Source organism: Bradyrhizobium sp. USDA 4452, from assembly GCF_054063575.1.
Map to the genome: position 1 here is coordinate 620,510 of NZ_JBSSGK010000001.1, position 25,286 is coordinate 645,795.

A 25,286-nucleotide genomic window follows, 5' to 3' on the forward strand; every position below is an offset into this window, starting at 1 on the left:
CCTACTCGCGCTTGAAGCGATAGTCGAAGCGGTCGCCATCCGCCCTAATCAGGCCGACGGTAGGCGCCGGAAAATGGATCGGCAGAATCAGCGTGTCGGTCCCGGCAACCGAGGCAAAGAACTTCCGCCGCGACACCGCCGATTGCTTCGGGTCCCAGTCGGGCTTCGCCGACCACTCCGGCTCGCGGCACTGGATCGCGTGGTGCATCAGATCGCCGGCGACCACGGCGCGCTGCCCCTTCGAGAAGATGTTGACGCAGCAATGGCAGGGCGAGTGGCCCGGCGTCGGCGTCAGCGTGACGGTGTCGTCGAGCGCATAGTCGTCGTCGACCAGCAGCGCCTGCCCGGCTTCGACGATCGGGAGGCAATTGTCGCGAAACACCGTGCCGGGCGGGTTGGCGCCCCTGGCGTTCTCGGCCTCCCAGGCCGCATACTCGCCCTTGTGGAAGACGTATTTCGCGTTCGGGAAGGTCGGCACCCAGCGCCCGTCGCGCAGCGTGGTGTTCCAGCCGGTGTGATCGATGTGCAAATGGGTGCAGAACACGTAGTCGACCTGCTCATAGGAGATGCCGACCGCGAACAGCTCGTTGCGCCAGCGCTCCTTGCCCGGGAAGTCGAACGGCGGCGGATGGCCCTTGTCCTCGCCGGTGCAGGTGTCGACCAGGATGGTGTAGCGCGGCGTCCGCACCACGAAGGTCTGGTATGTGATCATCATCATGCCGCGCGCGGCGTCGAAGACTTCCGGCTCCATCGTCTTCAGATGATGCCTGAACACACCGTCGTCATAGGTCGGGAAGAAATCCTGCGGCCGCCGCCACGGCCCCTCGCGCTCGATCACCGCGTCGATCGTGATGTCGCCGATCCTGATCTGCTTCATGCCGTTTCGCTCCCACTTTTTCGTGAAGCGTAGCGAGCGGGACCGAACCCCACAAGGCGCGCAGCACGCAATGCGCCATGCGCCCAACTGCTCCGCGAGCAGGGCGGCGCTCGGCCTGCCGCCCTTGTCATCTCGCCGTAATAGAAATCATGCGACTGAGACGGCTCGCCGCATCGAGGACAACGCTATGAACGCACCGAATCCTTCCCGCCCCAAGCTTGCCGAAACCGTCATCGAACCGACGGTCAAGCTGCGGGAGGTCAAGGTCGGCCGCTGCTGCGAAGTGCTCGGCGACACCGCGATCGAATACACCGAGCTCGGCGATTACTCCTATCTCGGCAGCGGTTGCATCGTCGCCGATGCCGTGATCGGCCGGTTCTGTGCGATCGCGGCGCAGGTCAGGATCGGCGCGCCCAACCATCCGGTCGAGCGCCCCTCCCAGCATCGCTTCACCTACTGCCCCGAATACTACGCGGCCACAGCCGAGCGCGATCATGGCTTCTTCAGCGACCGGCGCGCGGACCGCGTCGTGATTGGCAACGACGTCTGGATCGGCCACGGCGTGATCGTGCTGCCCCGCGTCACCGTCGGCGACGGCGCGGTGCTGGCGGCCGGCGCGGTGGTCTCGCGCGATGTCGCGCCCTACACCATCGTCGGCGGCGTCCCGGCGCGGCCGATCAAGGAGCGGTTCAGCCGCAAGATCGCGGCCGAGCTATCACAGATCGCCTGGTGGAACTGGCCGCCCGAGACCATCTGGGAGCGCCTGCCGGAATTTCAGTCCGGCGACGTCGAGGCCTTTTGCGCGCGGTGGCGGGCGTGAACCCCTAGGACTGCCCCGGATTTCGCTTCGCTTCATCCGGGCTACAGAATAGAGCCATTTGACTTCGTAGCCCGGATGAAGCGAAGCGAAATCCGGAGTAATCTATCCGCATGGTGCACTATCGACGTAACTTCTTGCCAGGCGGAACGTTCTTCTTCACGGTGACATTGGAAGACCGGTCGTCGTCGTTGCTTGTCGATCATATCGAACTACTGCGTGCTGCATTTCGTGCAGCACGCGGCAAAAAGCCGTTCACGGTCGATGCCATTGTGATTCTGCCCGAGCACCTGCACGCGGTGATGACCTTGCCGTCCGGCGATGCCGACTTCTCGGATCGATGGCGGCAGATCAAGAGCTACTTCACTCGCGGGCTGGTTGCCGCTGGTGCACCACTCTCAGCCAATCATCGTGGCGAATACGCCCTCTGGCAGCGGCGGTTTTGGGAGCACACTGTCCGCAACGAACGCGACTTTGAGCGTTGCGTCGACTACATCCATTACAATCCCGCCAAGCACCGGCTGGCCTCGTCGCCTGGGGACTGGCCGCACTCGTCGCTTCATCGATACATCCGCCAGGGTGTATTGCCGTCCGATTGGGGCGGCAACGGAGCGACAGACAACGACGACTTTGGCGAGCGGAAGGACTGACCCGGATTTCGCTTCGCTGCATCCGGGCTACAAGACTGGCGCGCTTGATCGCAATCCTAGCTCCGCAATCCCGGCGCTTCATGGCCGGTGCGGGCGACGTATTCGGTGTAGCCGCCGCCATATTGGTGGATGCCGTCAGGCGTCAGCTCCAGCACGCGGTTGGAGAGCGCGGCGAGGAAGTGCCGGTCGTGAGACACGAACAGCATGGTGCCCTCGAACTCGGAGAGCGCATTGATCAGCATCTCCTTGGTGGCGAGATCGAGGTGGTTGGTCGGCTCGTCCAGCACCAGGAAGTTCGGCGGATCGAACAGCATCTTGGCCATGACGAGCCGCGCCTTTTCGCCGCCCGAAAGCACCCGGCACTTCTTCTCGACATCGTCACCCGAGAAGCCGAAGCAGCCGGCCAGCGCGCGCAACGAGCCCTGCCCGGCCTGCGGAAAGGCATCCTCCAGCGACTGGAACACGGTGCGCTCGCCGTCGAGCAGATCCATCGCGTGCTGGGCGAAATAGCCCATCTTGACGCTGCCGCCGATCGCGACCGCGCCGTCATCCGGTTCGGTTGAACCGGCGACCAGCTTCAAGAGTGTCGACTTGCCGGCGCCGTTGATGCCCATCACGCACCAGCGCTCCTTGCGGCGGATCATGAAGTCGAGCCCGTCATAAATGCGCTTGCTGCCATAGGCCTTGTGGACGTTCTTCAGGCTGACGACGTCCTCGCCGGAGCGCGGCGCCGGCTGGAATTCGAACGCCACGGTCTGCCGCCGCCGCGGCGGTTCGACCCGCTCGATCTTGTCGAGCTTCTTGACCCGGCTCTGCACTTGCGCTGCGTGCGAGGCGCGCGCCTTGAAGCGCTCGATGAACTTGATCTCCTTGGCGAGCATCGCCTGCTGGCGCTCGAACTGCGCCTGCTGCTGCTTGTCGGACAGCGCGCGCTGCTGCTCGTAGAACTCGTAATTGCCGGAGTAGCTGGTGAGCTGGCCGCCGTCGATCTCGACCACCTTGTTGATGATGCGGTTGATGAACTCGCGGTCATGCGAGGTCATCAGCAGCGCGCCCTCGTAGCCCTTCAGGAACTGCTCGAGCCAGATCAGGCTTTCCAAATCAAGATGGTTGCTCGGCTCGTCGAGCAGCATGACGTCGGGCCGCATCAAGAGGATACGCGCCAGCGCAACCCGCATCTTCCAGCCGCCGGAGAGTTTGCCGACGTCGCCGTCCATCATCTCCTGGCTGAAGCCGAGCCCCGAGAGCGCCTCGCGCGCGCGGCCATCGAGCGCGTAGCCATCGAGTTCCTCGAACTGATGCTGCACCTCGCCATAGCGCGCGATGATGTCGTCCATCTCGTCGGCCTTGTCGGGGTCGGCCATCGCGGCCTCGAGTTCCCGAAGCTCGGCTGCCACCACGCTGACGGGTCCCGCCCCGTCCATCACCTCGGCGACCGCGCTGCGTCCGGACATTTCGCCGACATCCTGGCTGAAATAGCCGATCGAGATGCCGCGATCGAGCGAGACCTGGCCTTCATCGGGGATATCGTGGCCCGAGATCATCCGGAACAGCGAGGTCTTGCCGGAGCCGTTCGGGCCGACAAGGCCGATCTTCTCGCCCTTCTGGAGCGCCGCGGAGGCTTCGATGAAGAGGATCTGGTGGCCGACTTGCTTGGAGACGTTATCGAGGCGGATCATGCTTCAAATATTGGGGAATTAAGGGGTTGCGGCCTCTTATTCGATCTCGGACGCCGGTGGAAGCCCATTCCGCGGGTTTCGCTCCGCGCGCCAATGCATGCCACGATCGTTGCAGATCGAATATGACAGGAAACCGTTCGGCGACCGGTTCTGGGGCATCGCATGCAAGTCTGGCTTCTCTATCTCCTCGCGCTCGGCGCCGGCATCGCGGTGGCCGTTCAACAGGTCCTGAACGGCAACCTCCGCGCCGCGCTGAACTCGCCGGCCTGGGCCGGCCTCGTCAGCTATCTCGGCGGTCTCGTGACGATGGCGGTCGTGCTGGTGGCAACGCGCGAGCCGGTGCCGTCCTGGAAGCTGGTCTCGGCTGTGCCGTGGTGGGCCTGGAGCGGCGGCATCCTCGGCGGGGTCTTCATCCTGCTGATGATCCTGCTGCTGCCCTCGCTCGGCGCCGCGACCCTGCTGGCGCTGGTGGTTGCGGGTCAGATGATCGCGGGCATCGCGATGGACCATTTCGGCATGTTCGGGCTGACGCAGCATCCGGTATCGTTCTCGCGGCTGGCCGGCATCGCGCTGATCATCGGCGGCGTGCTGCTGATCAAGGATTGAGGCCATCGACAAGCCGGTCGACGCGATTGATTCCCTGAATGAGAAAGCCCCGCTGAATCCGGCGGCGACTGACGTTATGATGCAACCTCCGGGGTCATCTCCGGGTGTGGACACCCGCCGATTCGTCGCTTAGCTGTAAGCACCCGCCCTCGTCGTGTTGCGTCATGCGGGACCGACCATCCCTGTTCATTTGCGTCAAAGAAGTATTGAGCATCCCCCCAGTGTCGAGAGGCCGCATCGCGGGCTTCGGCGCGGGTCGGAGGCTGCGAGGAGCATCACATGACCCATCGTTTGCATTTGGTCACTGCGTTGGCGCTGCTGCTCGGCAGCACTGGCGCCGCGCTCGCCCAGTCGCTGCCCGACTACATGGCGCCGATCTCGGGCAAGACCGCATCGACGCCGGCCGATGTCGCGACCAAGGACGTGCTGGCGCTCAACACCGGCATGTTCGAGCTCTATGGGGATGCGGCGCGGATCTTCCAGAAGAACATCCTCGACAAGCATCCGGTGATCCTCGGCCTGTTCTCGGGCGCCGGCGGCCGCCTGATCCTGTACCGGCCGGGCAAGCCACCGACCGAGGCGCCGCAGGTGCCGGTGGTTTATCAGCTGCTCAAATCGGTCGGCCACAGCACGATGGCGCTGGCGGAGGTGGTCGGCCCCTACGTCAACAATCCCGACGACAAGGCGTGGCGCGGCTCGATGCAGGCCTATCGCAGCCGGATGCAGTCGGCGCTCGACGGGCTCGATGCCACGCCGATGCAGGCGGACTGGCGCGACAACAATCGCGCCATCCTCAAGAACAACATCGCCTTCATGGACGAATGCCTCAGCGCCGGCGCGATCCCGTTCGCGACGCTCGAGGCCTTCGGCAAGAAGCAGGCGCCCTTGCTCGCCAAGAACGTCGCCTGGGCCGCGCAGACCCAGGTCGCGCACTGGATGGGCGTCATGGCCGACTGGAAGACCCAGCTCGGCCCGGACTGGGACAAGGCTTATGGGGCGAGCAACACGATCTACGTCGCGCGGCAGAACAACGTGATCTTCAGCGTGCTGGCGCAGTTCTTCGGCCCTGACGCCATCAACAGCCGGCTGATGCTGATCGAGACGATCTCCTTTACCACGACGCCTTCGGACATGCTGGAATCGCTGACGCGGATCATTGCCGACCGCTCGGTGGGCGCGCTGTTCTTCGGCAGCTATCATTTGATGGATTATGAGCTGATGGGAGGCGACGCGCGCGAGGCGATCATCGCCGAGACCAAGAAGCGGGGCATGACGGCCTTCCTACCACCGCTGGTGCCGTTCGGTTCCAAGCAATGGCCGACGCTGATCACATCAGGTCCGGGACCGGCCACCATCGCCGACCTCAAGTGAGGTCGCGGCTACGACCTATTGCGACATTGCGATCGCATTCGCTTTGCCGCAACACTGCAGCTTGTATTGCACAGTTTATTAAACCTTGGCGCGATATGCCGTCGAGGTGTTGATGAAAGATCAGACCATGCAGCCCTCGCGACGCGAATTCGTGAAGTGGTTGTCGGCAGGCGGCATCTCGGTCAGCCTGTCGCATCTGGCGCTGGCAAAGGACCCGGCCTTCGCGGCTCGCGAGACGCTGCCCGGGCGCGGCCATTTCAATCCGGCGGCCAGGGGCGCCGGCCGCGTCGACGGCGTCGCCAAGGTCACCGGCGCAAAACTCTACGCCTCCGACTTTCGCGCCATCGACATGCCGGGCTGGCCTGCGACCACCTCGCACGCCATTTTGGTCCGCGCCGACGACGCGACACATGTCTATGCCGGCTTGGACCTCGCCCGCCTCGACGGTCCCGCAAAGCCCGCGGTCGTCGTGACAGCGGCAGATCTCGACCGGATCGGGACCCGGGTGCCGGAGTTCTACACCGGCGATCTGTTCTGCCCGGTCGGCAAGACGCCGCTCTATCTCGGCCAACCCGTCGCGCTGTTGATCTTCGAACGGTTCGATGCCTTCGATCGCGCCCGCCTTGCGCTGCGCGATGGCGGCTTCGTCAGGTTCGGCGACGAGACCGGGCCGGTCGTCCTGCCGGACTTCGGCGCCTATCGTTTCACGCGCGTCGCCGGCGCCACGCCTGAGGCACCCGACGTCTACTCGCCGATCCAGGCCGGCTGGGTCTCACCGAGCCGCATCCAGAACGCGGCGTTGCCGGTCTGGCTGCCGCTCGCCAAGGAGACCAAGGCGGACTACGCCAAAGCCGCGATCCATGGCGAAGCGATCCGCGCCCAGCTCGCCAAGGACGATCCGTCGCAGCTCGTGCTCGACCGCGAGTTCGAGACCCAGTCGGTCGATCCGATGTTCCTCGAACCCGAGAGCGGGCTCGCCTGGTACAGCGACAACAGCGGCAATCTCGAACTGGTGCTCGGCGTGCAGTCGCCCTATGAGGCGACCGAGTCGATCGCGCATCTGCTCGGCAAGGCCCGCCCGCCATTCCGGCCCTCGCACATCAATGCGCAGTTCGCCCATGTCGGCGGTGGCTTCGGCGGCCGCGACCACACCCCGTTCGTGCTTTACGTGGCGCTCGCGGCGATGTTCTTCCCGGGACGGCCGGTGCGGCTGGCACACGACCGCTACCAGCAATTCCAGGGCGGCATCAAGCGCCACCCGATCAAGATGCGCTCGCGGATCGGCATCGATCGCGCAAGCGGCAGGATCACGGCATTCGCCGCCGACCACGTGCTCGACGGCGGCGGGCTCGCCAACTTCTCCGCCAATGTCGCGGTCGTGGCCGCGACCGCCGCGATCGGCATCTACGACATCCCGAAGGTCGACGTCACTACCGTGGCAGTGCATTCGCGCGGCGTCACCGCCGGTTCGATGCGCGGCTACGGCACGCTGCAGACCATGACCGCGCTCGAAGTCCTGATCGACGAGGCGGCGAGCGAGCTCAAGGTCGATCCGATCGCGTTCCGCCGCAACAACGCGCTGAAGCAGAACGGCCGGACCATGACCGGCAACCCCTACATCGTGTCGGTGCGCACGCCCGACATCCTCCACAAGCTCGAGACGCATCCGATCTGGCAGCAGCGCGCCGCCTTCAAGCAGCAGGCGCCGGAGGGACGGCTGGTCGGCACCGGCCTCGCCTGCGTCACCAAGGATTACGGCTCCGGCGCAGATTGCTCGCTGGGCCGGGTCGAGATCGATGCCGAGGGACGGATCGCGATCCATTGCGACCACGTCGAGATGGGCAATGGCGTCGGCACCGCGCTCGCCAACCGCGTTGCGGGCCATCTCGGCGCCGTGGCCGACGAGGTCGCCGTCTCCCGGGTCGACAGCTACGACGCGCTCGGGCTCGTAACGTCGGGTGATCCCTACACGATGGATCAGAAGACCCAGGACCTCGCCGAGAAGAACCCGCGCTGGGTGCCGGCGATCAGCTCGGCCACCAGCGCCTCGATCGGCGCCCATGTCGGGACGCACTCCTCGGCCGAAGCCGCGCGGGTCATCTTCCGCTTCGGCCTATGGCCGGCGGCGCTCGAGCTCTGGCACGTCGGCAAGGCCGATGCCCGTGCCGGGCAATGGAACAAAGCGCGCTGGAGCGATAGCCAGCTCGTGCTCGATGATCTCGCGCCGCTGCCGCTACCAAAACTTGCGGCGACCGCGCATGCGCGCGGCTTCGTCACCGGCGCAATCGCGCACAGCTTCTCGCGCTGGGCCTGGTCGCGTGCGCGCTTCCCGCTGTTCGGCGAGCAGTACCGCGCCGAGATCGATGCACTCGCGATCCGCCGCGGCCACGGCCGGTTCGAGCGGATCGACCGCGTCAGCGTCAAGTTTCCGCCGACCGACAACAACCGGATCGGCACCGCCTACACCTCGATGTGCGGCACGCTGGTGCGTGTCGAGATCGAGCGCGCGACCGGCATCTTGCGCATCGCCAAGGCCTACAGCGTGTTCGAATGCGGCCAGGCGCTGGTGCCTGAAGTCGTGCTCGGCCAGGCGCATGGCGGTTTTGCCATGGGGGTCGGCTACGCGCTGCTCGAAACCCTGCCGCCGTTCGAAGGCGGACCCGGCAACGGCCAATGGAATCTCGGCCAATATTTGATCGCGCGCGGCTCCGACCTGCCGCTGCACGATCTCGAGATCGAGATGCTGCCGCCGCTGACGCCGGACGAACCGCCGAAGGGCATGGCCGAGGTGGTGATGATCCCGATCGTGCCGGCGCTGCTCAACGCCATCAACGATGCCACCGGCCACCGTTTCCGCTCATTGCCGGTGACAACGAGCCTGCTCAGGGGGGCGCTTGCGTGACGACGCTCAACCTCACCATCAACGGCCAGAAGCACGGCCCGATCGAGGTCCGCGACGACCTCTCGATGAACGATTTCCTTCGCGAGATGCTCGGGATGACCGGCACCAAGTTCGGCTGCGGCGCCGCGCAGTGCCTGAGCTGCGCTGTCATCATCGATAACCCTGATGGCACGAGCTACACCAGCCCGACCTGCGTGGTGCCGGCGGCGAATTTCGACGGCAAGGCGATCCGCACCGTCGAGGGCCACGCCAAGGACGGCGAGCTTTCGCCCTTGCAGCGCGCCTTCATCGACCATTTCGCGTTCCAGTGCGGCTATTGCACGGCCGGCTTCCTCAACGAAGGCCAGGTGCTGCTCGAATTGCTGGCCAGAGAGCCTGTGCCGCGCGACCGGCTCGAAACCGTCATCGCTGATGCGCTCGACGGCCATCTGTGCCGCTGCACCGGCTACATCAAATATCATCAGGCGGTGCGCGACGTGATCCTCGCCGATGCCACGCGCTATCTGACCGCCAACAAGTGAGCCCACGCGCGATGACATCGGAAACGCGGTTTCGGATCATTGCGGTGCTGACGGCGCTCGCGACCAGCCTGTGCGCCGGCTATGCGGCGTCGGAGAGCGCGAGCCACGCCCTCGCCTCACCGGAAAGCTTTGCCGGCATACAGAATATCGAACAGCGCTCGGCGGCGATCTTCACCGAGCTCGGCAAGGTGCTGACTCATCCGCGCTGCACCAATTGCCATCCTGCCGGCGACAGCCCGCGGCAAGGTGATGTCAGCCGCATGCACCAGCCCCCGGTCACGCGCGGCGCCGACGGCCACGGCACCACCGCGATGCGCTGCTCGATCTGCCACCAGCGCGCCAATTTCGATCCCGGCCACGTGCCGGGTCATCCCGAATGGCATCTCGCGCCGCGCGAGATGGCTTGGGCCGGCAAGACCATCGGCGAGATCTGCCAGCAGATCCGCGACCCTGCGCGCAACGGCGGCCGCAAGGTCGAGGAGCTGATCGACCATATCGGCAAGGACACGCTGGTCGGCTGGGCCTGGCATCCCGGCCTCGGCCGCTCGCCGGCGCCCGGCACGCAGGCAGAGGCCGGCGCGCTGGTCGAGGCCTGGGTCAAGACCGGGGCGGCCTGCCCGCCGTAGCGTACACGCTTAGTGGCGCTTGAAATACTGCACGTCGCGCTCGTGCTTCTCGGCCGCGGCGCGCGACTTGAAGGTGCCGAGATTGCGACGCTTGCCGGTCTTCGGATTGACCTTGCGGGAATACAGCCGGTACTCGCCGGAACGCAACTTGCGGATCATGACAGCGCCTCGCCGATGTCTTTCGCATGTCAACGACCAGCCGCGGCGAGCGTTCCAGTTTGACTAGAAGCAGAGGTTGGTCACGGCATTGCCGCGCTTGTCCTTGATCACGTAGGGACAGCGGGCGCGCTCCAGCGCCTTCTTGGCGTCCTCGTCGCCAAGCGCGGTCGCCCGTTCGTAGTAGGCTTTTGCCGCATCGCTATCCTTAGGACCGCCGCGGCCGGCCTGTGCGAAGGCGCCCATCCGCTCCAGCGCGCCCGGATGGTTCTGCGCCGCGGCCTTCTCGAACAGCGCCCGCGCGCCGGCATCGTCCTGCGCGCCGCCCTTGCCTTCCGCCAGCATCAGGCCGAGCTGGTACTGCGCCTCCGCGTTGGTCTCGGCCGACCTGGCGAGCAATTCGCGCGCACGTGCCGGATCGGCAGCCGCGCCGCCGCCGCCGAGCGCGGCGAGATTGCTGACGCCGCGCGCATTGCCGGCCTGCGCCGCGCGCTCGAACAATTTGCGCGCCTGCGCCTCGTCTCTGGCAACGCCGGTGCCATTACCGTAGAGCACGCCGAGCTCGACCATCGCCGATGTCGAGCCCTTGTCGGCTGCCTTGCGCCAAGCCGACATGGCTTCCGCGGTCTGCCGGTTGGCGGCATAGGCCCGGCCGAGCTCGTACATCGCGCGGCGCGACGATTTTGCGGCAACTGCGCAATACTTGATCGCGGTCGCGACATCTGCCGGCGCGATTTCAGGCACGCCCTTCACGTCGGCCGGCTTGTCGGGATCGGTGGGATCGGCGGCGAGCCGGTCGCAGAGCACGAGGTCGGCCGATTGCGCATGAGCCAGCACAGGCGCGGCCAGCGCCGCGGCAAGGACGATTGCATGGAGAGGTCTGAACATGACCGGCAGGTTGCGTCGCCGTGCAGGCAAATTCAAGGCTCGAGCCAAGACTCGAGCCCAGTCTCGCGCAACACCGGCGCGACATCGGCCGACGCGAGGTACCGCAGCAAGTGATCGGCGGCCGATGCGCGCTCTGAGGCGACCATTCGGCCCGCCGAGAATACCGCCGGCGTCTGCAGGCCCGAGGGGATTGGCCCGACGATTTCGATGCCATCGATCTGCTTCAACTCGCTGATCTGCTGGATCGCAAGATCGGCTTCGCCGCTGACGAGCTTTTCCGCCGTGAAGCCGACCGGAATGATCACCGCACGGGCGTTGATCACCTCGGCAATGCCGAGACGGGCGATCAGCTGCGCAAACAGGACGCCGCTGGCGCCGAGCCGCGAATAAGCCACCGCCCGCGCACCGAGCAGCGCCGCACGCAATGCGGCTTCGCTGCCGATATCGGGATGCGCAGCGCCTGCCCGCACCGCGACACCGACGTAGGAGCGCGCGAGATCCACAGCACTGTCCCGCGCGATGCGGCCCTCGCCGGTCATCTCGTCAAGGCCCTCGCGGGTCAGGATCACGAGGTCGGCGGCCTCGCCTTCGCGCAGGCGTTCGAGCAGCGCCAGCGTCGGCGCGAAATCGGCATCGATCCGCACGGCGCTCGCCGCCTGGTAGGCCGCGGCAAGGCGCGCGACCGCGCCCTTCAGCGCCAGCGTCGAGAGTACGCGAACCGAATTGTCCATCCCGCTTACGCCCGCCGCATCAGCTTGAGGGTGGCCTTGAGGCGGAGGCTGCGCTTGCCGGCGAGCGCCGTTGCCTCGAGCACGGCGCCTTCCGCGTCGCAGGTCCCGGTAAAGCCGATGCCGACCTCATGGCCGCCGAACACCGGATTCTCGCTCATCGCCGAGGTGTGCTCCTGATTGAGGATCTGGCCCTTCCAGCGGCCTTTCTCGGAGGTGTAGGTCCCGAGATAGTAGAAGAACGCGTCGCCGCCGAGGATGCGACCGTTGTTCAGCAGCATCACGCCCGTGAGATTGCCGTCGACACCGTCGAGCAGCTGGATGTGGATTGAATACAGCCCGTTGACGATGCCACCCTCACCGACCCCGCCCGCGATCGGGGCCTCGTCCTCGGTGATCGGCGTCATCACCGACTGGAACGGCACGCCGGGCAATTCCTTGAGCTCGCCCTTGAAGCGGTAGAGCTCGCCGTCCGGGCCGCCCTTGGCGAGCAGCGTCGCATCATCGGTGCCGGCCATCGCGCGGTAGTTCGGATCGGGGTTGTGGCGGACGGTCTGGATCTCGACCGCGACCTCGTCGCCGGTCTTCTCGTAGGTGCCGATATGGGCAAAGGCCGAATTGCCGCCGAGCATCTTGCCGTCGCCGACATACATCACGCTGCGGCCGACGGCGCCGCCCAGCTCGAACCGAACCTTGTAGAACCCCTCAAACAAGCGCCGCGTCCCCGGCAGCCAAGATACAACCGTTGTCTAGCGCGGTTCATAACGCAGCGAAACCGCTTTCGGCGGCAGGCCCGCCGCAAAGACTGTCGTTAAATGCAAAGGTCCGCCAAGGCAGTCGCCCTGGCGGACCCGATTGCGATACCGGATGGCTCCATCCGGCTCCGATAGCTGCTTAGGCCGCAGCCTTGGCGCCGGTCGGAACCTCGGAGATCGTCTTCAGGATCTGCGAAGCGATCTGGTAGGGGTCGCCTTGCGAGTTCGGACGGCGGTCTTCCAGATAGCCCTTGTAGCCATTGTTGACGAAGGAGTGCGGCACGCGGATCGACGCACCACGATCAGCCACGCCATAGCTGAACTTGTTCCACGGCGCGGTCTCGTGCTTGCCGGTCAGGCGCTTGTCGTTGTCCGGGCCGTAGACGGCGATATGATCCATCAGGTTCTTCTCGAACGCCTTCATCAGGCTCTCGAAGTACTCCTTGCCGCCGACTTCGCGCATATACTTGGTCGAGAAGTTGGCGTGCATGCCCGAGCCGTTCCAGTCGGTGTCGCCGAGCGGCTTGCAGTGGAATTCGATATCGATGCCGTAGCTCTCGGTGAGACGCAGCATCAGATAGCGGGCCATCCACATCTGGTCAGCGGCGGTCTTGGAGCCCTTGCCGAAGATCTGGAATTCCCACTGGCCCTTCGCCACTTCGGCGTTGATGCCTTCGTGGTTGATGCCGGCCGCGAGGCAGAGATTGAGATGCTCTTCGACGATCTTGCGGGCGACGCTGCCGACGTTCTTGTAGCCGACGCCGGTGTAGTACGGGCCCTGCGGAGCCGGATAACCCTCTTCCGGGAAGCCGAGCGGGCGGCCGTCCTTGTAGAAGAAGTATTCCTGCTCGAAGCCGAACCAGGCGCCGTCGTCGTCCAGGATGGTGGCGCGCTTGTTGGACACATGCGGCGTCTTGCCGTCGGGCATCATGACTTCGCACATCACCAGCACGCCGTTCTCGCGCGCGGCGTCGGGATAGCAGGCGACCGGCTTCAGCACGCAGTCAGAGCTGTGGCCTTCAGCCTGCTGGGTGGACGAACCGTCAAAGCCCCACAGCGGAAGCTGTTCGAGGGTCGGGAACGACGCGAATTCCTTGATCTGCGTCTTACCGCGCAGGCTCGGCGTCGGCGTATATCCGTCGAGCCAGATATACTCGAGCTTGTACTTGGTCATTGAACCTCTCTGTTGATGATGCAAAACCGTGAGGAACCGAAAGCCAGTCGGCCGCCGCACGCGTACCCGGCCACCATCGGCCAGCTCTTACTAAGCAATTAAAATGCCAGTCGCTGCACTGCGGCACCCGGCCTCCTCGCGGATGTCCACAGCGGACATCGCATTTTCAGCTGCGACAAAGCAGCGCAGCCGGCGCGCACCACCGTCAGCCAAAATCTTCTCTCAGCGCCCTCCGCCGCCCGTTTCTGCAGCAAATTCAGCTACGGCGTCGGCCGCCGATTAATGCAGCGGCAGCGCCGTGTGACAGTCCGTGTCCAACCATCGGGCGCCGAGCAACCATCCGCTCGGCCCAAGCGTTGGTCAGCTGCATCCTGCCTCGCAGGATGCAAACGACGATTTGCACACGATTTAGACAGCTGACGATTATTTCTTGGTCAACTTGCACCCCGCCGAGCCGGGGCCGATATCAAAATGACGGTAACGACACGCGAATGAGTCGGGCGCACCATGGAGGCTCGCTCCGGCCATAGGAGACTTTGACATGATCACGACGGGCCAAAATCAGGGATCGGCAACGATCTATCAATTCCCGGCAGGGGGCCGCGCGGCTCTCGGCGGACGACGCTACGGCGAGATGCGGACAGCGCGCGAGCTTGCCGCTGAGGTCGAGACCTCCGCCTGCAGCGAGAGCTGGTACCATCAGGCGGCCATCGACGACGCCAAGCCGAGCCGCGATCACTGATGTGGATCAGGCAGAGAGGCGCGACGCAAAAACGTCAGACAGCAACAGCCAAGTAAGAGAGGGTCGGAACGCAGCGTTTCGGCCCTTTTTTCATGCCGGCTCGCAGGCCGTCACCGGCCGCTTCGCGTGCCGGAGCCGGGTCAGTCCAGCCCGCGTAATCTCGAGCGTGACCCCACCGCCTCTGTAGCGCATGCCCGTCAGCGCCAGACGCTTCGTCAGTGTCACCGCCTTGCCGTCGAGTTGCAGATGCGCGCGGGTATCCCCGCCGAAGAACGCCGCAATGAATTGCGTGCCGTCGGCACAGTGATAATTCCGGAAGGCGGATTGCGCCGGCGCTGCCGAGAGCCCAAGAATCTCGAAAAGAATTACGCCTGCGAGAATGGCGCCTCCGCGATAAGTCATATTCTCCCCCCGAGAGGCTCATTATAAACCTGTCTGCGCCGACACCCCTGCGCCAGGATTTCTGCGCCAGGATTTTTGCGCCAAGAGCTCATGAGCTGCAACAGGCCCGCCCGATGTAAGAAGCCCCTGCCCGTCACCTCAATCTCGCCGGCGCCAGCAATTTTCGTGACCTTGGCGGCTACCAGACACGCGACGGCCGGACGGTGCGCTGGCGGCAGATTTTCCGCTCCAACCATCTTGCCTATCTCACCGAGCAGGACGTCGCCGTGGTGCGCTCGCTCGGGGTCAAGAGCGCGTTCGACTTCCGCGGTGTCGCCGAGCGCGCCGATGCGCTGTGCAGCATGAGCGACGTGACCGTGCATTCACTGCCGGTCGAGCCGACGGTGGTTGCTTCGCTGCGGGCGATCGCCAGCAAGCGTCAACTCCTGGAAGCCGACGCGATCGAGGTGATGCGGGATTCCTACCGCGGCTACGTCCAGGACAACACGCCGCGCTACCGCACGCTGTTCGCCCATCTGCTCGAGGACAGCGCCCCGCTGGTGATCCATTGCACCGCAGGCAAGGACCGCACCGGCTTTGCCTGCGCGCTGATCCTGCACGCGCTCGGCGTGTCCGGTCAGGTGATCGCGGACGACTATCTCCTGACCAACCAGTTCTACAAGCGAGACCCGGCCCACAGCACCGAGCTGCCTGATGACGTCAAGCAGGTGCTCGGCACCGTTCGCGCGGCGTTTCTGGAGGCGGCGTTCGAGGCGATCGATGCCGATTATGGCAGCCTCGACGGATATTTCCGCGAAGGCCTCGGGCTCGGCCAGGCCGAGCGCAGGGCGCTTGAGGGCCGCTATCTGCAGGCCTGACTATTTTACTTCGCTCAGGCCGCCGCGGCCTCGAGCTCGAGCTCCGCATCGAGGTCGGCAATCACATCCTCGAACGCCGAGATTGCCTGCTGAATCGCTGCGATCTGCATCAGCTCCCAGCTGCCCACGGGTCCGTTGCGGTTTTGCAGCGCCACCACGAGATCGCGCCGCTGCTCCTTAAGCTGAACAAGCGGTAAACCGTGATCCGGAAGATTTCCCATTCGCGTAACCCCTACCTTGGCTGGAGTTCCGCTTCTAAGCAAAGGGTTCTGAAAACCACTTACAGAACTGCTGCAAATTTTATCGAACCGGCCCACCTCCGTAGTCTTACGTAGTCAGCGTTACGTGATCGCCTCCGGCTTCAAGGTTTCGTCGATCGCGCCGAACAGCGACTGGGTCACGCAATTGGTCGCCCATTCGCTGGTGTGAAGCTGGCCGCCATCGTCGAGCTCGCCAAGCGGAATCCCGGCATCGGCCCACCGCTTCATCAGCGCGAAACGGCTAAACAGGTTGACGCCCTTGCTCGAGGTGACGTCCGCGATCATCGGCATGATCGCGTTGGCGAGGTTGAGCGCAGCGTCCGTTCCGACGATCGCCTGCGTGTATTGTGAATCCATCACGATCACGTCGAGCGGCTCCGCCGCGAGCACGTCGAGCCCAGCCTCCAGCGTGGCGCGCACTTCGGCCGGATTGTAGCTCTTGTAGACGGCGTTGGTGCCGACCTGCCAGATCACCAGCGCCGGCGCCTCGGCCGTGACGTCGGACTCGATGCGCGAGTATTCCTCCGGCGCTTCCTGGCCGCCGATGCCGCGGTTGATGACATCGATCATCCGGCCGAAGAAGCGTTGCCGCAGCAGGATTTCGAGCCGCGGCGGAAATGGCAGGATGTTGTCGGCGCCCGCGGTCGACGACGATCCGAGCGCCACCACCTTGATCTTGCGCTGATGCCGAAGCGCTTCCGCGAAGTGCGGCAGCCGATGAGCGAACTTGACGAGTTCGAGATGGGTTTCGCACGGCCTTGATGTCGGCATCGCAAACATCCTTGAGGCGAATGAATTGATGAATGCGCGCAGTAGGAGACAAAATTGGCGGCATTGCAAATGAAATCCGCCTGATCATAGTGGGCAGCAACCTGTTGCTGATACGGAGACCGCCATGAAGGGAAAAGCCATCGTCATCACCGGCGCGCTCGGCGCGCTTGGCAAAGTGGTCGCCGAAGAAGCCCTGGCGAGCGGCGCGCGCGTTGCCGGCATCGATCATGCGGCCTCGCAGCTTGCCGCGACGGCCGATCGTATCGAGCTCGGCAATGTCGACCTCACCGACACCGCGCAGGCGACGGCTGCGATCGACAAGGCGGCGTCGCATTTCGGCCGACTCGACGGGCTGATCAACATCGCCGGCGGCTTTACCTTCGAAGCGGTGAGCGACGGCGATCCCGCGACCTGGCAGCGCATGTATGCGATGAACGTGATGACCGCCTTCAACACATCGCACGCGGCCATTCCGCACCTGATCAAATCGGGCGCCGGACGGATCATCAATATCGGTGCACTCGGCGCCTTGCAGGCCGCGTCCGGCATGGGTCCGTATGCGGCCTCGAAAGCCGGCGTACATCGCCTCACCGAGTCGCTCGCGGCGGAACTCAAGGGCAAGGTCACGGTCAACGCCGTCCTGCCATCGATCATCGACACCGCAGCCAATCGCGCGGCGATGCCGAAGGCCGACATCTCCAAATGGGTGACGCCGAAGGAACTCGCCGAAGTGATCCTGTTCCTCGCCGGCGATGCCGCCAGCGCCGTCACCGGCGCGCTGCTGCCGGTCAACGGGCGGGTTTGAGCCTGTCGCTGCCGAACGGACCCGCTACCAGAGATCGCGATAGTTCGCGAACTTTCGGAGGGTCTCGTCGTAGCGGGCCGGTACGATCCAGGGCAACAGCAGCCTGAAAATCGCATTCAGAAGCGGAGAGCGAAAACGCGCATAGAGGTCGAGCGGATCGAGCTCATGCCGCATCCGGAATTTCGGCTCGTAGCTGAGACCTGTGCTGCGAAACCACCTGTAACCGTTGGCGATCGCCCAGTTCATCATGTCGCGAATGGTGTAGTAGTAAAGATGGAGGTCAAGGGCGACAGCATAGTCCAGCCCGACATACTCCCAGAACAGGCTGTCGCCTTCGACCATGCAGAGGCTGAAGGCAATCACCTTCCCGCCCCGCCGCCAGATGAAGAAACGGGCCTTGTCCTTCATGTCACTGCCGACCCGGCGCAAATACTCGGCTGTCAGCTTCTCGAAACGGAATTTCGAACGGTCGAAGACCTGCAAATAGAGCGGATGGATGTCGTCGACGGCATCCCCGGCATCATCGGTGACGGTGAGGACAAGGGGTACGCCGTCGGTCGCCTTGAATTTCTTGCGAAGCTGCCACCGCGCCGATCGCGGCAGCGCATGTTGCATGTAGGCGTCGAAATCCTCGTGCTCGATATTGAGCACCGTCATCGGCATGCTCGGCGCGCGGGCAAAGCCGTGCCGGACGAAGCAATCCAGCACCGGCCGATAGCGCGCAGGGAATTCCTTCAGGACGATGAGCTGCGCCCGGCACGATCTAGCGAGATTGACGATCTCGCGGCAGAGAATCTCCGCCATCTCGCCTGGTGGGACCGTGTCTGATGCGCCGAGATGTCCTTCCCCGGCGAAGCATCCAACCATCAAGGTGCGCATCTTGAGAAATCGGGGAACGAAGCGCCGGATGCGCGCCAGCCAAACCTGCCATTCCGCGCCAAGTCCTTCGAGAATGTCCTGGTCGAGAAGAAAGAACGGCTGGACGGCCTGGATGCAGCCAGCCCGGTCGACGATCGCGACGTAGCGGTACTCAACGCCGTCGCGGAGCGTATCCTCCAGGATTTCGTAGTAGCGACGATCCTTGCGCAGGGCAGCGAAGGTGTCAGCCCAGGCGCGGCAACCGGCGAGTTCGCCGCGCGTCATGATCTTCACGCCGAACCGCGCGGCAGCAGCCGCGGCGTCGGCGACACTTGGTGTACCAGACAGGCTGACGGTGTCCGACATCACGCTTGGCCCCAGTGATGCTTAACCTTCCAAGTCCGGGTTGGAACTTAATCGATCTGGGCTGGGGCCCCTGTGCCATCCGCGCAACAAGCAGTAACATTTCAATCGGTGTCACCAGGCGGACAAGGCTAGCAAGAAAGCCGTAGGTCAATCGCGCGCGACCCGGACGCCGCGGGGCGGCCGATGTCCCCGACCGCGACCTTGCAGGCCTGGCTCGGCGTCTTAGTCAGCAACCAGCAGCCGCAGCTTCGACCTGAAGCGGATGCTCTGCTTACCGGCGAGCGCCATGCCGTCGCCCTCGGCGGTCTGGTCGGTATAGGTGCCGGTGAAGCCGATGGTCACCACCTTGCGTTCCCACACCGGGCGCTCGCCATAGGTCGGCGAGTGCTCCTCGTTGGTGACCTCGCCCTTCCACTTGCCGTCGGCCGCGGTGTAGCTGCCATGGGCAAAGAAGAACGAGTCGCCGCCGCGCATCTGGCCGTCGCGCAGCACCATGACACCCTGGTTGCCGCCAGAGACGCCATCGAGAAATTCAACGGTGATGTGATAAAGGCCGTTCCGGATCATGAAATGGTCGCGCCCTGTCCGGTCCAATAATAGCCGCCTGGCCGCGCTTTGGGCAAATTCCATCCGGCTTAGGGAGTACCATTCCGCGCTATGCTGGGCACCTGAGTCGCGGCAGGATGCCGCAGGAGCCTGCCTGTTGGAAACCGCGCTTTATCTGCCCGTCAAACACTTCTTGGAAAAGCTCGGCTTCACGGTGAAGGGCGAGATCGGAGGGTGCGACCTCGTGGCGCTGAGCGACGGCGATCCGCCTGTCGTGGTGATCGGTGAGCTGAAGCTCGCCTTCAATCTCGAATTGATATTGCAGGCGGTCGATCGCGCCGCGGCCGCCGATGAGGTTTGGATCGCGGCCAAGGTGTCGGCCCGCGGCAAGGGCCGCGAGAGCGACGCGCGGTATCGCAACCTGTGCCGGCGGCTCGGCTTCGGGATGCTCGGCGTTACCGATCGCGGCGACGTCGAGGTGCTGGTGCCGCCACCAACCGCGGCACCGCGCCGCAATCCGAAGAAGCGCTCGCGCCTGATCGCCGAGCATCGCAAGCGCAAGGGCGATCCCGCCATGGGCGGATCGACGCGGGCGCCGATCATGACCGCCTACCGGCAGCAGGCGCTGGCCTGCGCCTGTGCACTGTCGGATGGCCCCCGGCGGGTGCGCGACCTGCGCGCCGAGATTCCCGACGCCGGCAAGATCCTGCTGCACAATGTCTACGGCTGGTTCGATCGTGCCGAGCGCGGCATCTATGTACTCAATGATGCCGGCCGCGCCGCGCTGAAGCGCTGGCCGCAGCCGGTGAGCGCGTCAGGGGCGGAAGCCGCTCCATAACAACAGGGGGGAGATCATGATCGTCGTCACCGGCAGCGTCACCGCCCGCTCCGACTCGTTCGACGAGGTGCGGCGATTGAGCCTCGCGCATGTCCATCGCTCGCGCACCGAGCCCGGCTGCATTTCGCACGCGGTTCATGTCGACTGCGAGAATCCGCTCAAGCTGGTATTTTTCGAGCAATGGGCCGACCGCGCCGCGCTGGCGGCGCATTTCGCGGTCCCCGCGTCACGCGATTTCGTCCGCTCCCTGCAATCTCTTGCGGCCGCGGCGACCGCCATCGAACTTTACGACGCTCACAAGATTGAGAGACTCTAGCTGCATGGCTGGATTGCCATCTCATATTCATATTGCAATGCAACATTGGGGACCTTACGTATCTCCCGCGATTCAAAGATGAGGCGGCGATGAGCGGAGACTGGAATACCAAGTACGGCACAAGGCGCGTGCGGCATGATCCGCCGACGCTGGAGGAGGCAATCTTCGCCGCCATCGGCATCACCGATGACGTGGAGGCCCAGGCCGAGATCGCGTCGTCGCTGATGGGGCTACCCTATGAAGAGGTGCTGGCCGAGGTGAAGAAGACCGCGCGCGTCAGCGCCCGCACCGGCACGGCGACCCGTGTGATCGCCGGCGAGCAGGGCGCGCAGCGCTCGGTCGTGGTCGAGCGCCGCGTGGTCCGCCGTCTCGCGCCCGCCAAGCGCACCGGCACCTGAAATACAACATCCGATTGCTCAAAGAAGAAGGGCAATCCGCTGAGCGGATTGCCCTTTTTACGTTAGATCTAAGACCGATGGCTCAGGCAGCCCGGCCCCAGCCGGACATCTGCATCACCATTCGCCAATAGGCGCGGTTCATGTCGACGATCGCGCGCGCGGCCTCGACCGGCGTTACCGGGGCAATCGCCGGCGCGGGCTCCGGCTGGTGCTGCTCAGTTAGGTCGATGCTGCCGGTGGACTCACCGTGACGGAAGCTCAGCTGCGCCCCGAACTTGGTGGCGAGCGCGCGCATCGCGTCGTTCTGCGCACCGGTGGTGATGCGCAGGCTGCCGTAGCCCTTGGCATGCGCCTCGGCGATCAGCTTGCGGAACAGCGTGCTGCCGACTCCCTTGCGCCGCACCGACCGCTCCACGCTGAAGGCGATCTCGGGCTGCGCGTCCGGTGACTGCTCCGGCGGATGCAGTTCGGCCGCGCCGCGGACTACGCCATCCTCGAAATAGGCGATGATGACGGTGCCGTCGTTGGCGCAACGCTCGGCGTAGCGACGGATGAAACTGTCGTCGATGAAGCCATGAAAACGATCATGGCGGCTGGCACGATCCAGTCGCAACAAATGATCGCGCAGCAGAGGAAGCTCCTCCTGCTGGCTCAACGTCCGCACGGTGCCCTTCGCGGACGTCGGACGGATGGAATCGTAGTTCATTTCATAACTCCTCTTGGTAGCCCTCGAGGAGGCGTCGAGTCCCTAGCAGCCCCATATTGTGCGTCGCACCATATAATTCAAGTGCCCAGATTCATTTAAGTAAACAATGATGTGATCTCTAAATCACATCATTGCCTCATCATAATACCAGCTGCGTTTGGGTGACGACGGCGACCAGCCTGCCGTCTTCGGTCTCCAGCCTGGTCTGCCAGACTTGGGTCCGCCGGCCCCGGTGAACTGGGGTTGCCGTCGCGATCACGATGGTCCCCTCCTTGGCCCCGCCGATGAAGTTGGTCTTGCTCTCCAATGTCGTAGTGCCCTTGGCATCCTCGGGCAGGTTGACCACGGTGGCAGCGGCGCCGACCGAATCCGCAAATGCCATCACCGCGCCGCCATGGACGGTGTGATGGAGGGTGCAGAGGTCCGGCCGTACCACCATCTTGGCGATCACCCTATCCTTGCTGGCCTCGGTGAAGATGACGCCCTTCAGTTCTGCAAACGGCATCTTCATCGACTGGATCTTCTCGAGCGGTGTCATCAGGTTCCTCCGGTTTCTGGCGTCATACGCGGGCTTGACCCGCGCATCATCGTTCTTCGTGGGAAGCTTGCTCTGCATGATGGATTGCGGGGTCAAGCCCGGCAATGACGTGCGAGGTAATGGTGCGAATGACGTCATGGCCGTCGTGACATTCCGTGACAATCCTTGGCGAGTCTGCCTACCGTCCGCGATGCGTGACTTCCCTCCCCGCCGGATCGTCTGCCTGACCGAAGAGACGGTCGAGACGCTTTATCTGCTCGGTGAGCAGGACCGCATCGCTGGCGTCTCCGGCTACGCGGTGCGGCCACCGCAGGTCCGTCGCGAAAAGCCGCGGGTCTCGGCCTTCATCTCCGCCGACATCCCGAAGATCCTGGCGCTCGACCCCGACCTGGTACTCGCCTTCTCCGATCTCCAGGCCGACATCGTCGCCGACCTCGTGCGGGCCGGTGTCGCGGTCCATGTCTTCAATCAGCGCGACGTAGCCGGCATCCTTGCGATGATCCGCACGTTGGGCGCGATGGTCGCCGCCGCCGATCGCGCCGGGCAGTTGGCACAAAGCCTCAAGCAACGGCTCGCCGCAATCGCAGCAACGCCGCGTCCGGCTCCGCGGCCAAAAGTCTATTTCGAAGAGTGGGATGATCCGCTGATCAGCGGCATCGGCTGGGTGTCCGAACTGATCGAGATCGCCGGCGGCGAAGACGTGTTGCCACATCTGCGTTCCCAGAAGGCGGCCAAGGACCGCATCGTCACGCCTGATGCCGTACGCACGGCGATGCCCGACGTGATCCTGGCATCCTGGTGCGGCAAGAAGGTCGTGCCCGGCCGCATCCGCGCGCGTAAGGGATGGAGCGAGATTCCGGCCGTGCGCGATAATCGCATTATCGAGATCAAATCGCCGATCATCCTGCAGCCCGGCCCTGCCGCGTTGACCGATGGGCTCGATGCGATCGTGAAGGCGTTGTGGGCGGAGCCCGCTTAAACGCTTACCGGCGTCATTGCGAGCGAAGCGAAGCAATCCACGTCACCACGTGGCGAGACATGGATTGCTTCGTCGCTTCGCTCCTCGCAATGACAGAGAGACCGCCTACGCCTTCTCCACCCCGCACCATTCCGCGACGAACAGCGCCATGGCCTTGGTCGCCTTCCGCAGCGAGTCCAGCTCGACATACTCGTTGAAGCCGTGCATCGCCGCGCCGCTGGCGCCGAAGCAGAGGCTCGGGATGTCGTAATTCAGGCCGTAGAAGCGCGTGTCGGTCAACGCCGTGAAGGCGCGATCTTCCACCGCGCCGCCATAGACCGCCTGATGCGCCTTGGCGAAAGCGGCTTCCGGCGCCTCGGAGTTCACCAGTTCATAGCCTTCCGACAGGAAGCCCGACCATTCAACCTGCGGCGGATTGTTGGAGAGGAAACGGTGATCGCGTGCCGCGGCCGACACGTAGGCCAAAATCTCCTTCTGACACTCGGCGATAGACCAGCCCGGCAGCACCGCGATGCGGCAGTCGACATCGCACCAGGCCGGCACGCTGGAGGCCCAGTCGCCGCCCTTGATGATGCCGGGATTGAAGTTGATCGGATGATTGACGTCCTTGAAATGGCGGTCGGCCTTGGCGCGCTCGTTCCAGGCGATCTCGAGCTTCTCCAGCGCGTGCACCAGGTGATACGCCGCCATGATCGCGTTCGAGCCCGCACCGGCCTCGAACACATGCACCGGGAAGCCGCGCACCTTCAGGCGGAACCAGATCACGCCGACCTGCGAGCGGATCATCTTGCCGCCCGTCGGCTCCGGGATGAAGCAGGCATCGGCGCGATAGCCGCGCTGCAAGGTCGAGAGCGCGCCGACCCCGGTGCTCTCCTCCTCGATCACGGACTGGAAGTGAATCCGCGCCATCGGCTTCAGGCCGGCCTTCTTGATCGCATCCAGCGCATAGAGCGCGGCGATGGTGCCGGACTTCATGTCGCAGGCACCGCGGCCGTACATCCTGCCTTCCTTGATCACAGGCGAGAACGGCGGCGTCTCCCACATCTCGAGCGGCCCGGTCGGCACCACGTCGCAGTGGCCCTGCAGGATCAGCGATTTGCCGGCATTGGTCGCCGGGCGGTAGGTGCCGACCACCGTGCGCGCCTTCGAGAAATCATGCTCGATCGGGCCGAAGCCGCGCAGGTCCTTCAGCTCGTCGAGATTGATGTGCCAGTCGTCGACCTCATAGCCGCGCTCGCGCAGGAGATCGCCGATCATGTCCTGGCACGGCCCCTCGGCGCCGCGGGTCGAGGGGATCGCGACGAAGGCCTGCGTGGTCGCAAGCTGCGCATCGAATCCCTGGTCAACGGCATCAAGGATTCGTTGTTGAGTCTCGGCAGTCATGCGGCAGCTCCATGGGGGACATCAGAAAAGGCGGGAGCCGCACCGTAACCCGATTTATCCCTCCGGGTATTGCGCAAAATAGGCATCTCGCAATGCATCTTCGAGCAGACGGCCTTCCGAATAGCCATCGAGCGTCGCAGGCCGCGTCACGCCGTCGAGCAGCCGCGGACACGGCTCCGGCGCGCCGAGCACGGTGCGCACCGGAATGCGCTCGGCATAGATCGGCAACTCGTAATCCTCATCGTCGTCGGCGACGCCCTTGGCGCGTACCTTTGCCGAGGCCTCCTCGATCTCCATCGCGATGAACGACGTTGCCTTGATCTCCTGCTTGCTGCTGGCGCGCAGGCTCGCCGTGCGCTCCGGAAAGAAGCGGTCGACCATCGCGACAATCGCGCGCTCCTTCTCCTCGGGATCGGTGACGAGATAGGCCGAGCCGAACGCCATCACCGCGCGGTAGTCGGCCGAATGATTGAAGCCGCAGCGCGCCAGCACCAGGCTGTCGAGATGCGCGACCGTCAGGCACACACGCTGGCCTTCCGACTGGTTCTCCAGCATCCGGCTCGCGCTGGAGCCGTGCCAATAGAGCCTGGTGCCCTCGCGCCAGAAGAAGGTCGGCGTGCAATAGGGCTGGCCGTCGATCACGTAGGAGACGTGGCACAGCATCGAGGCGTCCAGGATCCTGTGCACGGTGGCATGATCGTAGAAGCCGCGGTCATGGCGGCGCTTGACCCGGTTGCGGGACGACATGGGGTAGGACGGATTGGACGCGCC

Annotated in this window: 29 protein-coding genes and 1 pseudogene; 14 read left to right on the forward strand and 16 right to left on the reverse strand. The window is 64.6% G+C overall.

The window, feature by feature from the left end:
• Window position 1: 1 nt before the first annotated feature.
• Window positions 2–877 (reverse strand): MBL fold metallo-hydrolase, encoded by an 876-nt coding sequence (locus ACVISU_RS03215; RefSeq protein ID WP_456705985.1) that lies wholly within the window; start codon window positions 875–877, stop codon window positions 2–4.
• Window positions 878–1,064: 187 nt separating this feature from the next.
• Here ACVISU_RS03215 and ACVISU_RS03220 point away from each other — a divergent pair, with 187 nt between their 5' ends.
• Together ACVISU_RS03220 and ACVISU_RS03225 are read left to right on the forward strand one after the other, a co-directional pair.
• Complete coding sequence (locus tag ACVISU_RS03220; RefSeq protein WP_456705986.1) at window positions 1,065–1,697, forward strand: acetyltransferase; 633 nt, start codon at window positions 1,065–1,067, stop codon at window positions 1,695–1,697.
• 110 nt (window positions 1,698–1,807) lie between these two features.
• Window positions 1,808–2,344 carry an REP-associated tyrosine transposase gene (locus ACVISU_RS03225; protein ID WP_456705987.1) on the forward strand — a complete coding sequence of 179 codons (537 nt, stop codon included), beginning with the start codon at window positions 1,808–1,810 and terminating at the stop codon, window positions 2,342–2,344.
• A 56-nt stretch (window positions 2,345–2,400) separates the two neighbouring features.
• Here ACVISU_RS03225 and ACVISU_RS03230 read toward each other — a convergent pair whose 3' ends face one another.
• Window positions 2,401–4,023 carry an ABC-F family ATP-binding cassette domain-containing protein gene (locus tag ACVISU_RS03230; protein WP_456705988.1) on the reverse strand — a complete coding sequence of 541 codons (1,623 nt, stop codon included), beginning with the start codon at window positions 4,021–4,023 and terminating at the stop codon, window positions 2,401–2,403.
• 162 nt (window positions 4,024–4,185) lie between these two features.
• Between ACVISU_RS03230 and ACVISU_RS03235 the strand changes: the two genes are divergently transcribed.
• From ACVISU_RS03235 to ACVISU_RS03255, 5 genes are all read left to right on the forward strand, one after another.
• Complete coding sequence (locus ACVISU_RS03235; RefSeq protein WP_050401403.1) at window positions 4,186–4,629, forward strand: DMT family transporter; 444 nt, start codon at window positions 4,186–4,188, stop codon at window positions 4,627–4,629.
• Between the two features lie 279 nt (window positions 4,630–4,908).
• Window positions 4,909–6,000: a hypothetical protein gene (locus ACVISU_RS03240; RefSeq protein WP_456705989.1), complete on the forward strand. Its 1,092-nt coding sequence runs from the start codon at window positions 4,909–4,911 to the stop codon at window positions 5,998–6,000.
• Between the two features lie 127 nt (window positions 6,001–6,127).
• The gene (locus ACVISU_RS03245) at window positions 6,128–8,902 is read left to right on the forward strand and encodes a xanthine dehydrogenase family protein molybdopterin-binding subunit (RefSeq protein ID WP_456710745.1); all 2,775 of its coding nucleotides are present in this window, start codon (window positions 6,128–6,130) and stop codon (window positions 8,900–8,902) included.
• Window positions 8,899–9,423, forward strand: coding sequence for a (2Fe-2S)-binding protein (locus ACVISU_RS03250; protein WP_050401405.1), 525 nt, complete (start codon window positions 8,899–8,901; stop codon window positions 9,421–9,423). The genes ACVISU_RS03245 and ACVISU_RS03250 overlap by 4 nt, the downstream gene beginning before the upstream one ends.
• An 11-nt stretch (window positions 9,424–9,434) precedes the next feature.
• Window positions 9,435–10,049 carry a hypothetical protein gene (locus ACVISU_RS03255; RefSeq protein ID WP_050401406.1) on the forward strand — a complete coding sequence of 205 codons (615 nt, stop codon included), beginning with the start codon at window positions 9,435–9,437 and terminating at the stop codon, window positions 10,047–10,049.
• 9 nt (window positions 10,050–10,058) lie between these two features.
• Here the strand turns inward: ACVISU_RS03255 and ACVISU_RS03260 are convergent, their stop codons facing one another.
• The 5 genes from ACVISU_RS03260 to ACVISU_RS03280 all read right to left on the reverse strand — a co-directional run bounded on the left by ACVISU_RS03260 (window position 10,059) and on the right by ACVISU_RS03280 (window position 13,750).
• Complete coding sequence (locus ACVISU_RS03260; protein ID WP_016843021.1) at window positions 10,059–10,208, reverse strand: hypothetical protein; 150 nt, start codon at window positions 10,206–10,208, stop codon at window positions 10,059–10,061.
• Window positions 10,209–10,271: 63 nt separating this feature from the next.
• Window positions 10,272–11,093 (reverse strand): tetratricopeptide repeat protein, encoded by an 822-nt coding sequence (locus ACVISU_RS03265; RefSeq protein WP_456705990.1) that lies wholly within the window; start codon window positions 11,091–11,093, stop codon window positions 10,272–10,274.
• Window positions 11,094–11,125: 32 nt separating this feature from the next.
• Entirely contained in the window at window positions 11,126–11,824 is a 699-nt protein-coding gene (locus ACVISU_RS03270; protein WP_050401408.1) for a substrate-binding domain-containing protein, read from the reverse strand.
• A gap of 5 nt (window positions 11,825–11,829) precedes the next feature.
• The gene (locus tag ACVISU_RS03275) at window positions 11,830–12,534 is read right to left on the reverse strand and encodes a GrlR family regulatory protein (protein WP_456705991.1); all 705 of its coding nucleotides are present in this window, start codon (window positions 12,532–12,534) and stop codon (window positions 11,830–11,832) included.
• Between the two features lie 181 nt (window positions 12,535–12,715).
• Complete coding sequence (locus tag ACVISU_RS03280; RefSeq protein ID WP_050401410.1) at window positions 12,716–13,750, reverse strand: glutamine synthetase beta-grasp domain-containing protein; 1,035 nt, start codon at window positions 13,748–13,750, stop codon at window positions 12,716–12,718.
• A gap of 541 nt (window positions 13,751–14,291) precedes the next feature.
• Between ACVISU_RS03280 and ACVISU_RS03285 the strand changes: the two genes are divergently transcribed.
• Window positions 14,292–14,492 carry a DUF2735 domain-containing protein gene (locus ACVISU_RS03285; RefSeq protein WP_050401411.1) on the forward strand — a complete coding sequence of 67 codons (201 nt, stop codon included), beginning with the start codon at window positions 14,292–14,294 and terminating at the stop codon, window positions 14,490–14,492.
• 90 nt (window positions 14,493–14,582) lie between these two features.
• On the opposite strand, the gene ACVISU_RS03290 is transcribed toward ACVISU_RS03285, so the two are convergent.
• Window positions 14,583–14,894: an MliC family protein gene (locus tag ACVISU_RS03290; protein WP_456705992.1), complete on the reverse strand. Its 312-nt coding sequence runs from the start codon at window positions 14,892–14,894 to the stop codon at window positions 14,583–14,585.
• A gap of 119 nt (window positions 14,895–15,013) precedes the next feature.
• On the opposite strand from ACVISU_RS03290, the pseudogene ACVISU_RS03295 reads away from it, so the two are divergent.
• A pseudogene (locus ACVISU_RS03295) lies at window positions 15,014–15,751 on the forward strand (tyrosine-protein phosphatase); the annotation flags it as partial.
• A 14-nt stretch (window positions 15,752–15,765) separates the two neighbouring features.
• On the opposite strand, the gene ACVISU_RS03300 reads toward ACVISU_RS03295, so the two are convergent.
• The gene (locus ACVISU_RS03300) at window positions 15,766–15,972 is read right to left on the reverse strand and encodes a hypothetical protein (RefSeq protein WP_038375209.1); all 207 of its coding nucleotides are present in this window, start codon (window positions 15,970–15,972) and stop codon (window positions 15,766–15,768) included.
• A gap of 120 nt (window positions 15,973–16,092) precedes the next feature.
• Window positions 16,093–16,782, reverse strand: coding sequence for an SGNH/GDSL hydrolase family protein (locus ACVISU_RS03305; RefSeq protein WP_456705993.1), 690 nt, complete (start codon window positions 16,780–16,782; stop codon window positions 16,093–16,095).
• Window positions 16,783–16,906: 124 nt separating this feature from the next.
• On the opposite strand from ACVISU_RS03305, the gene fabG reads away from it, so the two are divergent.
• Window positions 16,907–17,587: a 3-oxoacyl-ACP reductase FabG gene (gene fabG / locus ACVISU_RS03310; protein WP_456705994.1), complete on the forward strand. Its 681-nt coding sequence runs from the start codon at window positions 16,907–16,909 to the stop codon at window positions 17,585–17,587.
• Between the two features lie 24 nt (window positions 17,588–17,611).
• Here fabG and ACVISU_RS03315 read toward each other — a convergent pair whose 3' ends face one another.
• Together ACVISU_RS03315 and ACVISU_RS03320 are read right to left on the reverse strand one after the other, a co-directional pair.
• Window positions 17,612–18,811: a GNAT family N-acetyltransferase gene (locus ACVISU_RS03315; protein WP_456705995.1), complete on the reverse strand. Its 1,200-nt coding sequence runs from the start codon at window positions 18,809–18,811 to the stop codon at window positions 17,612–17,614.
• Window positions 18,812–19,033: 222 nt separating this feature from the next.
• Complete coding sequence (locus tag ACVISU_RS03320) at window positions 19,034–19,378, reverse strand: GrlR family regulatory protein (protein WP_050401415.1); 345 nt, start codon at window positions 19,376–19,378, stop codon at window positions 19,034–19,036.
• Window positions 19,379–19,514: 136 nt separating this feature from the next.
• On the opposite strand from ACVISU_RS03320, the gene ACVISU_RS03325 reads away from it, so the two are divergent.
• From ACVISU_RS03325 to ACVISU_RS03335, 3 genes are all read left to right on the forward strand, one after another.
• Window positions 19,515–20,195, forward strand: coding sequence for a DUF2161 domain-containing phosphodiesterase (locus ACVISU_RS03325; RefSeq protein WP_456705996.1), 681 nt, complete (start codon window positions 19,515–19,517; stop codon window positions 20,193–20,195).
• 16 nt (window positions 20,196–20,211) lie between these two features.
• On the forward strand, window positions 20,212–20,511 hold the full coding sequence (locus ACVISU_RS03330) for a putative quinol monooxygenase (protein ID WP_050401417.1): 300 nt from the start codon (window positions 20,212–20,214) through the stop codon (window positions 20,509–20,511).
• Window positions 20,512–20,600: 89 nt separating this feature from the next.
• Complete coding sequence (locus ACVISU_RS03335; RefSeq protein WP_050401418.1) at window positions 20,601–20,909, forward strand: hypothetical protein; 309 nt, start codon at window positions 20,601–20,603, stop codon at window positions 20,907–20,909.
• An 82-nt stretch (window positions 20,910–20,991) separates the two neighbouring features.
• On the opposite strand, the gene ACVISU_RS03340 is transcribed toward ACVISU_RS03335, so the two are convergent.
• Window positions 20,992–21,615 (reverse strand): N-acetyltransferase family protein, encoded by a 624-nt coding sequence (locus tag ACVISU_RS03340; RefSeq protein WP_456705997.1) that lies wholly within the window; start codon window positions 21,613–21,615, stop codon window positions 20,992–20,994.
• 139 nt (window positions 21,616–21,754) lie between these two features.
• Window positions 21,755–22,153 carry a PaaI family thioesterase gene (locus ACVISU_RS03345; RefSeq protein ID WP_050401420.1) on the reverse strand — a complete coding sequence of 133 codons (399 nt, stop codon included), beginning with the start codon at window positions 22,151–22,153 and terminating at the stop codon, window positions 21,755–21,757.
• 190 nt (window positions 22,154–22,343) lie between these two features.
• Between ACVISU_RS03345 and ACVISU_RS03350 the strand changes: the two genes are divergently transcribed.
• The gene (locus ACVISU_RS03350) at window positions 22,344–23,132 is read left to right on the forward strand and encodes a cobalamin-binding protein (RefSeq protein WP_456710746.1); all 789 of its coding nucleotides are present in this window, start codon (window positions 22,344–22,346) and stop codon (window positions 23,130–23,132) included.
• Window positions 23,133–23,237: 105 nt separating this feature from the next.
• Here the strand turns inward: ACVISU_RS03350 and ACVISU_RS03355 are convergent, their stop codons facing one another.
• Complete coding sequence (locus tag ACVISU_RS03355; RefSeq protein WP_456705998.1) at window positions 23,238–24,515, reverse strand: ArgE/DapE family deacylase; 1,278 nt, start codon at window positions 24,513–24,515, stop codon at window positions 23,238–23,240.
• Window positions 24,516–24,569: 54 nt separating this feature from the next.
• Window positions 24,570–25,262, reverse strand: coding sequence for a pyridoxamine 5'-phosphate oxidase family protein (locus ACVISU_RS03360; RefSeq protein WP_430641499.1), 693 nt, complete (start codon window positions 25,260–25,262; stop codon window positions 24,570–24,572).
• Between the last annotated feature and the right edge of the window lie 24 nt (window positions 25,263–25,286).

What these genes read in the sequence shown, in the direction of transcription:
- ACVISU_RS03215 (WP_456705985.1), bottom strand. Translation starts at nt 877, where the DNA reads ATGAAGCAGATCAGGATCGGCGACATCACGATCGACGCGGTGATCGAG.
- ACVISU_RS03220 (WP_456705986.1), top strand. Translation starts at nt 1,065, where the DNA reads ATGAACGCACCGAATCCTTCCCGCCCCAAGCTTGCCGAAACCGTCATC.
- ACVISU_RS03225 (WP_456705987.1), top strand. Translation starts at nt 1,808, where the DNA reads ATGGTGCACTATCGACGTAACTTCTTGCCAGGCGGAACGTTCTTCTTC.
- ACVISU_RS03230 (WP_456705988.1), bottom strand. Translation starts at nt 4,023, where the DNA reads ATGATCCGCCTCGATAACGTCTCCAAGCAAGTCGGCCACCAGATCCTC.
- ACVISU_RS03235 (WP_050401403.1), top strand. Translation starts at nt 4,186, where the DNA reads ATGCAAGTCTGGCTTCTCTATCTCCTCGCGCTCGGCGCCGGCATCGCG.
- ACVISU_RS03240 (WP_456705989.1), top strand. Translation starts at nt 4,909, where the DNA reads ATGACCCATCGTTTGCATTTGGTCACTGCGTTGGCGCTGCTGCTCGGC.
- ACVISU_RS03245 (WP_456710745.1), top strand. Translation starts at nt 6,128, where the DNA reads ATGCAGCCCTCGCGACGCGAATTCGTGAAGTGGTTGTCGGCAGGCGGC.
- ACVISU_RS03255 (WP_050401406.1), top strand. Translation starts at nt 9,435, where the DNA reads ATGACATCGGAAACGCGGTTTCGGATCATTGCGGTGCTGACGGCGCTC.
- ACVISU_RS03260 (WP_016843021.1), bottom strand. Translation starts at nt 10,208, where the DNA reads ATGATCCGCAAGTTGCGTTCCGGCGAGTACCGGCTGTATTCCCGCAAG.
- ACVISU_RS03265 (WP_456705990.1), bottom strand. Translation starts at nt 11,093, where the DNA reads ATGTTCAGACCTCTCCATGCAATCGTCCTTGCCGCGGCGCTGGCCGCG.
- ACVISU_RS03270 (WP_050401408.1), bottom strand. Translation starts at nt 11,824, where the DNA reads ATGGACAATTCGGTTCGCGTACTCTCGACGCTGGCGCTGAAGGGCGCG.
- ACVISU_RS03280 (WP_050401410.1), bottom strand. Translation starts at nt 13,750, where the DNA reads ATGACCAAGTACAAGCTCGAGTATATCTGGCTCGACGGATATACGCCG.
- ACVISU_RS03285 (WP_050401411.1), top strand. Translation starts at nt 14,292, where the DNA reads ATGATCACGACGGGCCAAAATCAGGGATCGGCAACGATCTATCAATTC.
- ACVISU_RS03290 (WP_456705992.1), bottom strand. Translation starts at nt 14,894, where the DNA reads ATGACTTATCGCGGAGGCGCCATTCTCGCAGGCGTAATTCTTTTCGAG.
- ACVISU_RS03300 (WP_038375209.1), bottom strand. Translation starts at nt 15,972, where the DNA reads ATGGGAAATCTTCCGGATCACGGTTTACCGCTTGTTCAGCTTAAGGAG.
- ACVISU_RS03305 (WP_456705993.1), bottom strand. Translation starts at nt 16,782, where the DNA reads ATGCCGACATCAAGGCCGTGCGAAACCCATCTCGAACTCGTCAAGTTC.
- fabG (WP_456705994.1), top strand. Translation starts at nt 16,907, where the DNA reads ATGAAGGGAAAAGCCATCGTCATCACCGGCGCGCTCGGCGCGCTTGGC.
- ACVISU_RS03315 (WP_456705995.1), bottom strand. Translation starts at nt 18,811, where the DNA reads ATGTCGGACACCGTCAGCCTGTCTGGTACACCAAGTGTCGCCGACGCC.
- ACVISU_RS03320 (WP_050401415.1), bottom strand. Translation starts at nt 19,378, where the DNA reads ATGATCCGGAACGGCCTTTATCACATCACCGTTGAATTTCTCGATGGC.
- ACVISU_RS03330 (WP_050401417.1), top strand. Translation starts at nt 20,212, where the DNA reads ATGATCGTCGTCACCGGCAGCGTCACCGCCCGCTCCGACTCGTTCGAC.
- ACVISU_RS03335 (WP_050401418.1), top strand. Translation starts at nt 20,601, where the DNA reads ATGAGCGGAGACTGGAATACCAAGTACGGCACAAGGCGCGTGCGGCAT.
- ACVISU_RS03340 (WP_456705997.1), bottom strand. Translation starts at nt 21,615, where the DNA reads ATGAACTACGATTCCATCCGTCCGACGTCCGCGAAGGGCACCGTGCGG.
- ACVISU_RS03345 (WP_050401420.1), bottom strand. Translation starts at nt 22,153, where the DNA reads ATGACACCGCTCGAGAAGATCCAGTCGATGAAGATGCCGTTTGCAGAA.
- ACVISU_RS03350 (WP_456710746.1), top strand. Translation starts at nt 22,344, where the DNA reads ATGCGTGACTTCCCTCCCCGCCGGATCGTCTGCCTGACCGAAGAGACG.
- ACVISU_RS03355 (WP_456705998.1), bottom strand. Translation starts at nt 24,515, where the DNA reads ATGACTGCCGAGACTCAACAACGAATCCTTGATGCCGTTGACCAGGGA.
- ACVISU_RS03360 (WP_430641499.1), bottom strand. Translation starts at nt 25,262, where the DNA reads ATGTCGTCCCGCAACCGGGTCAAGCGCCGCCATGACCGCGGCTTCTAC.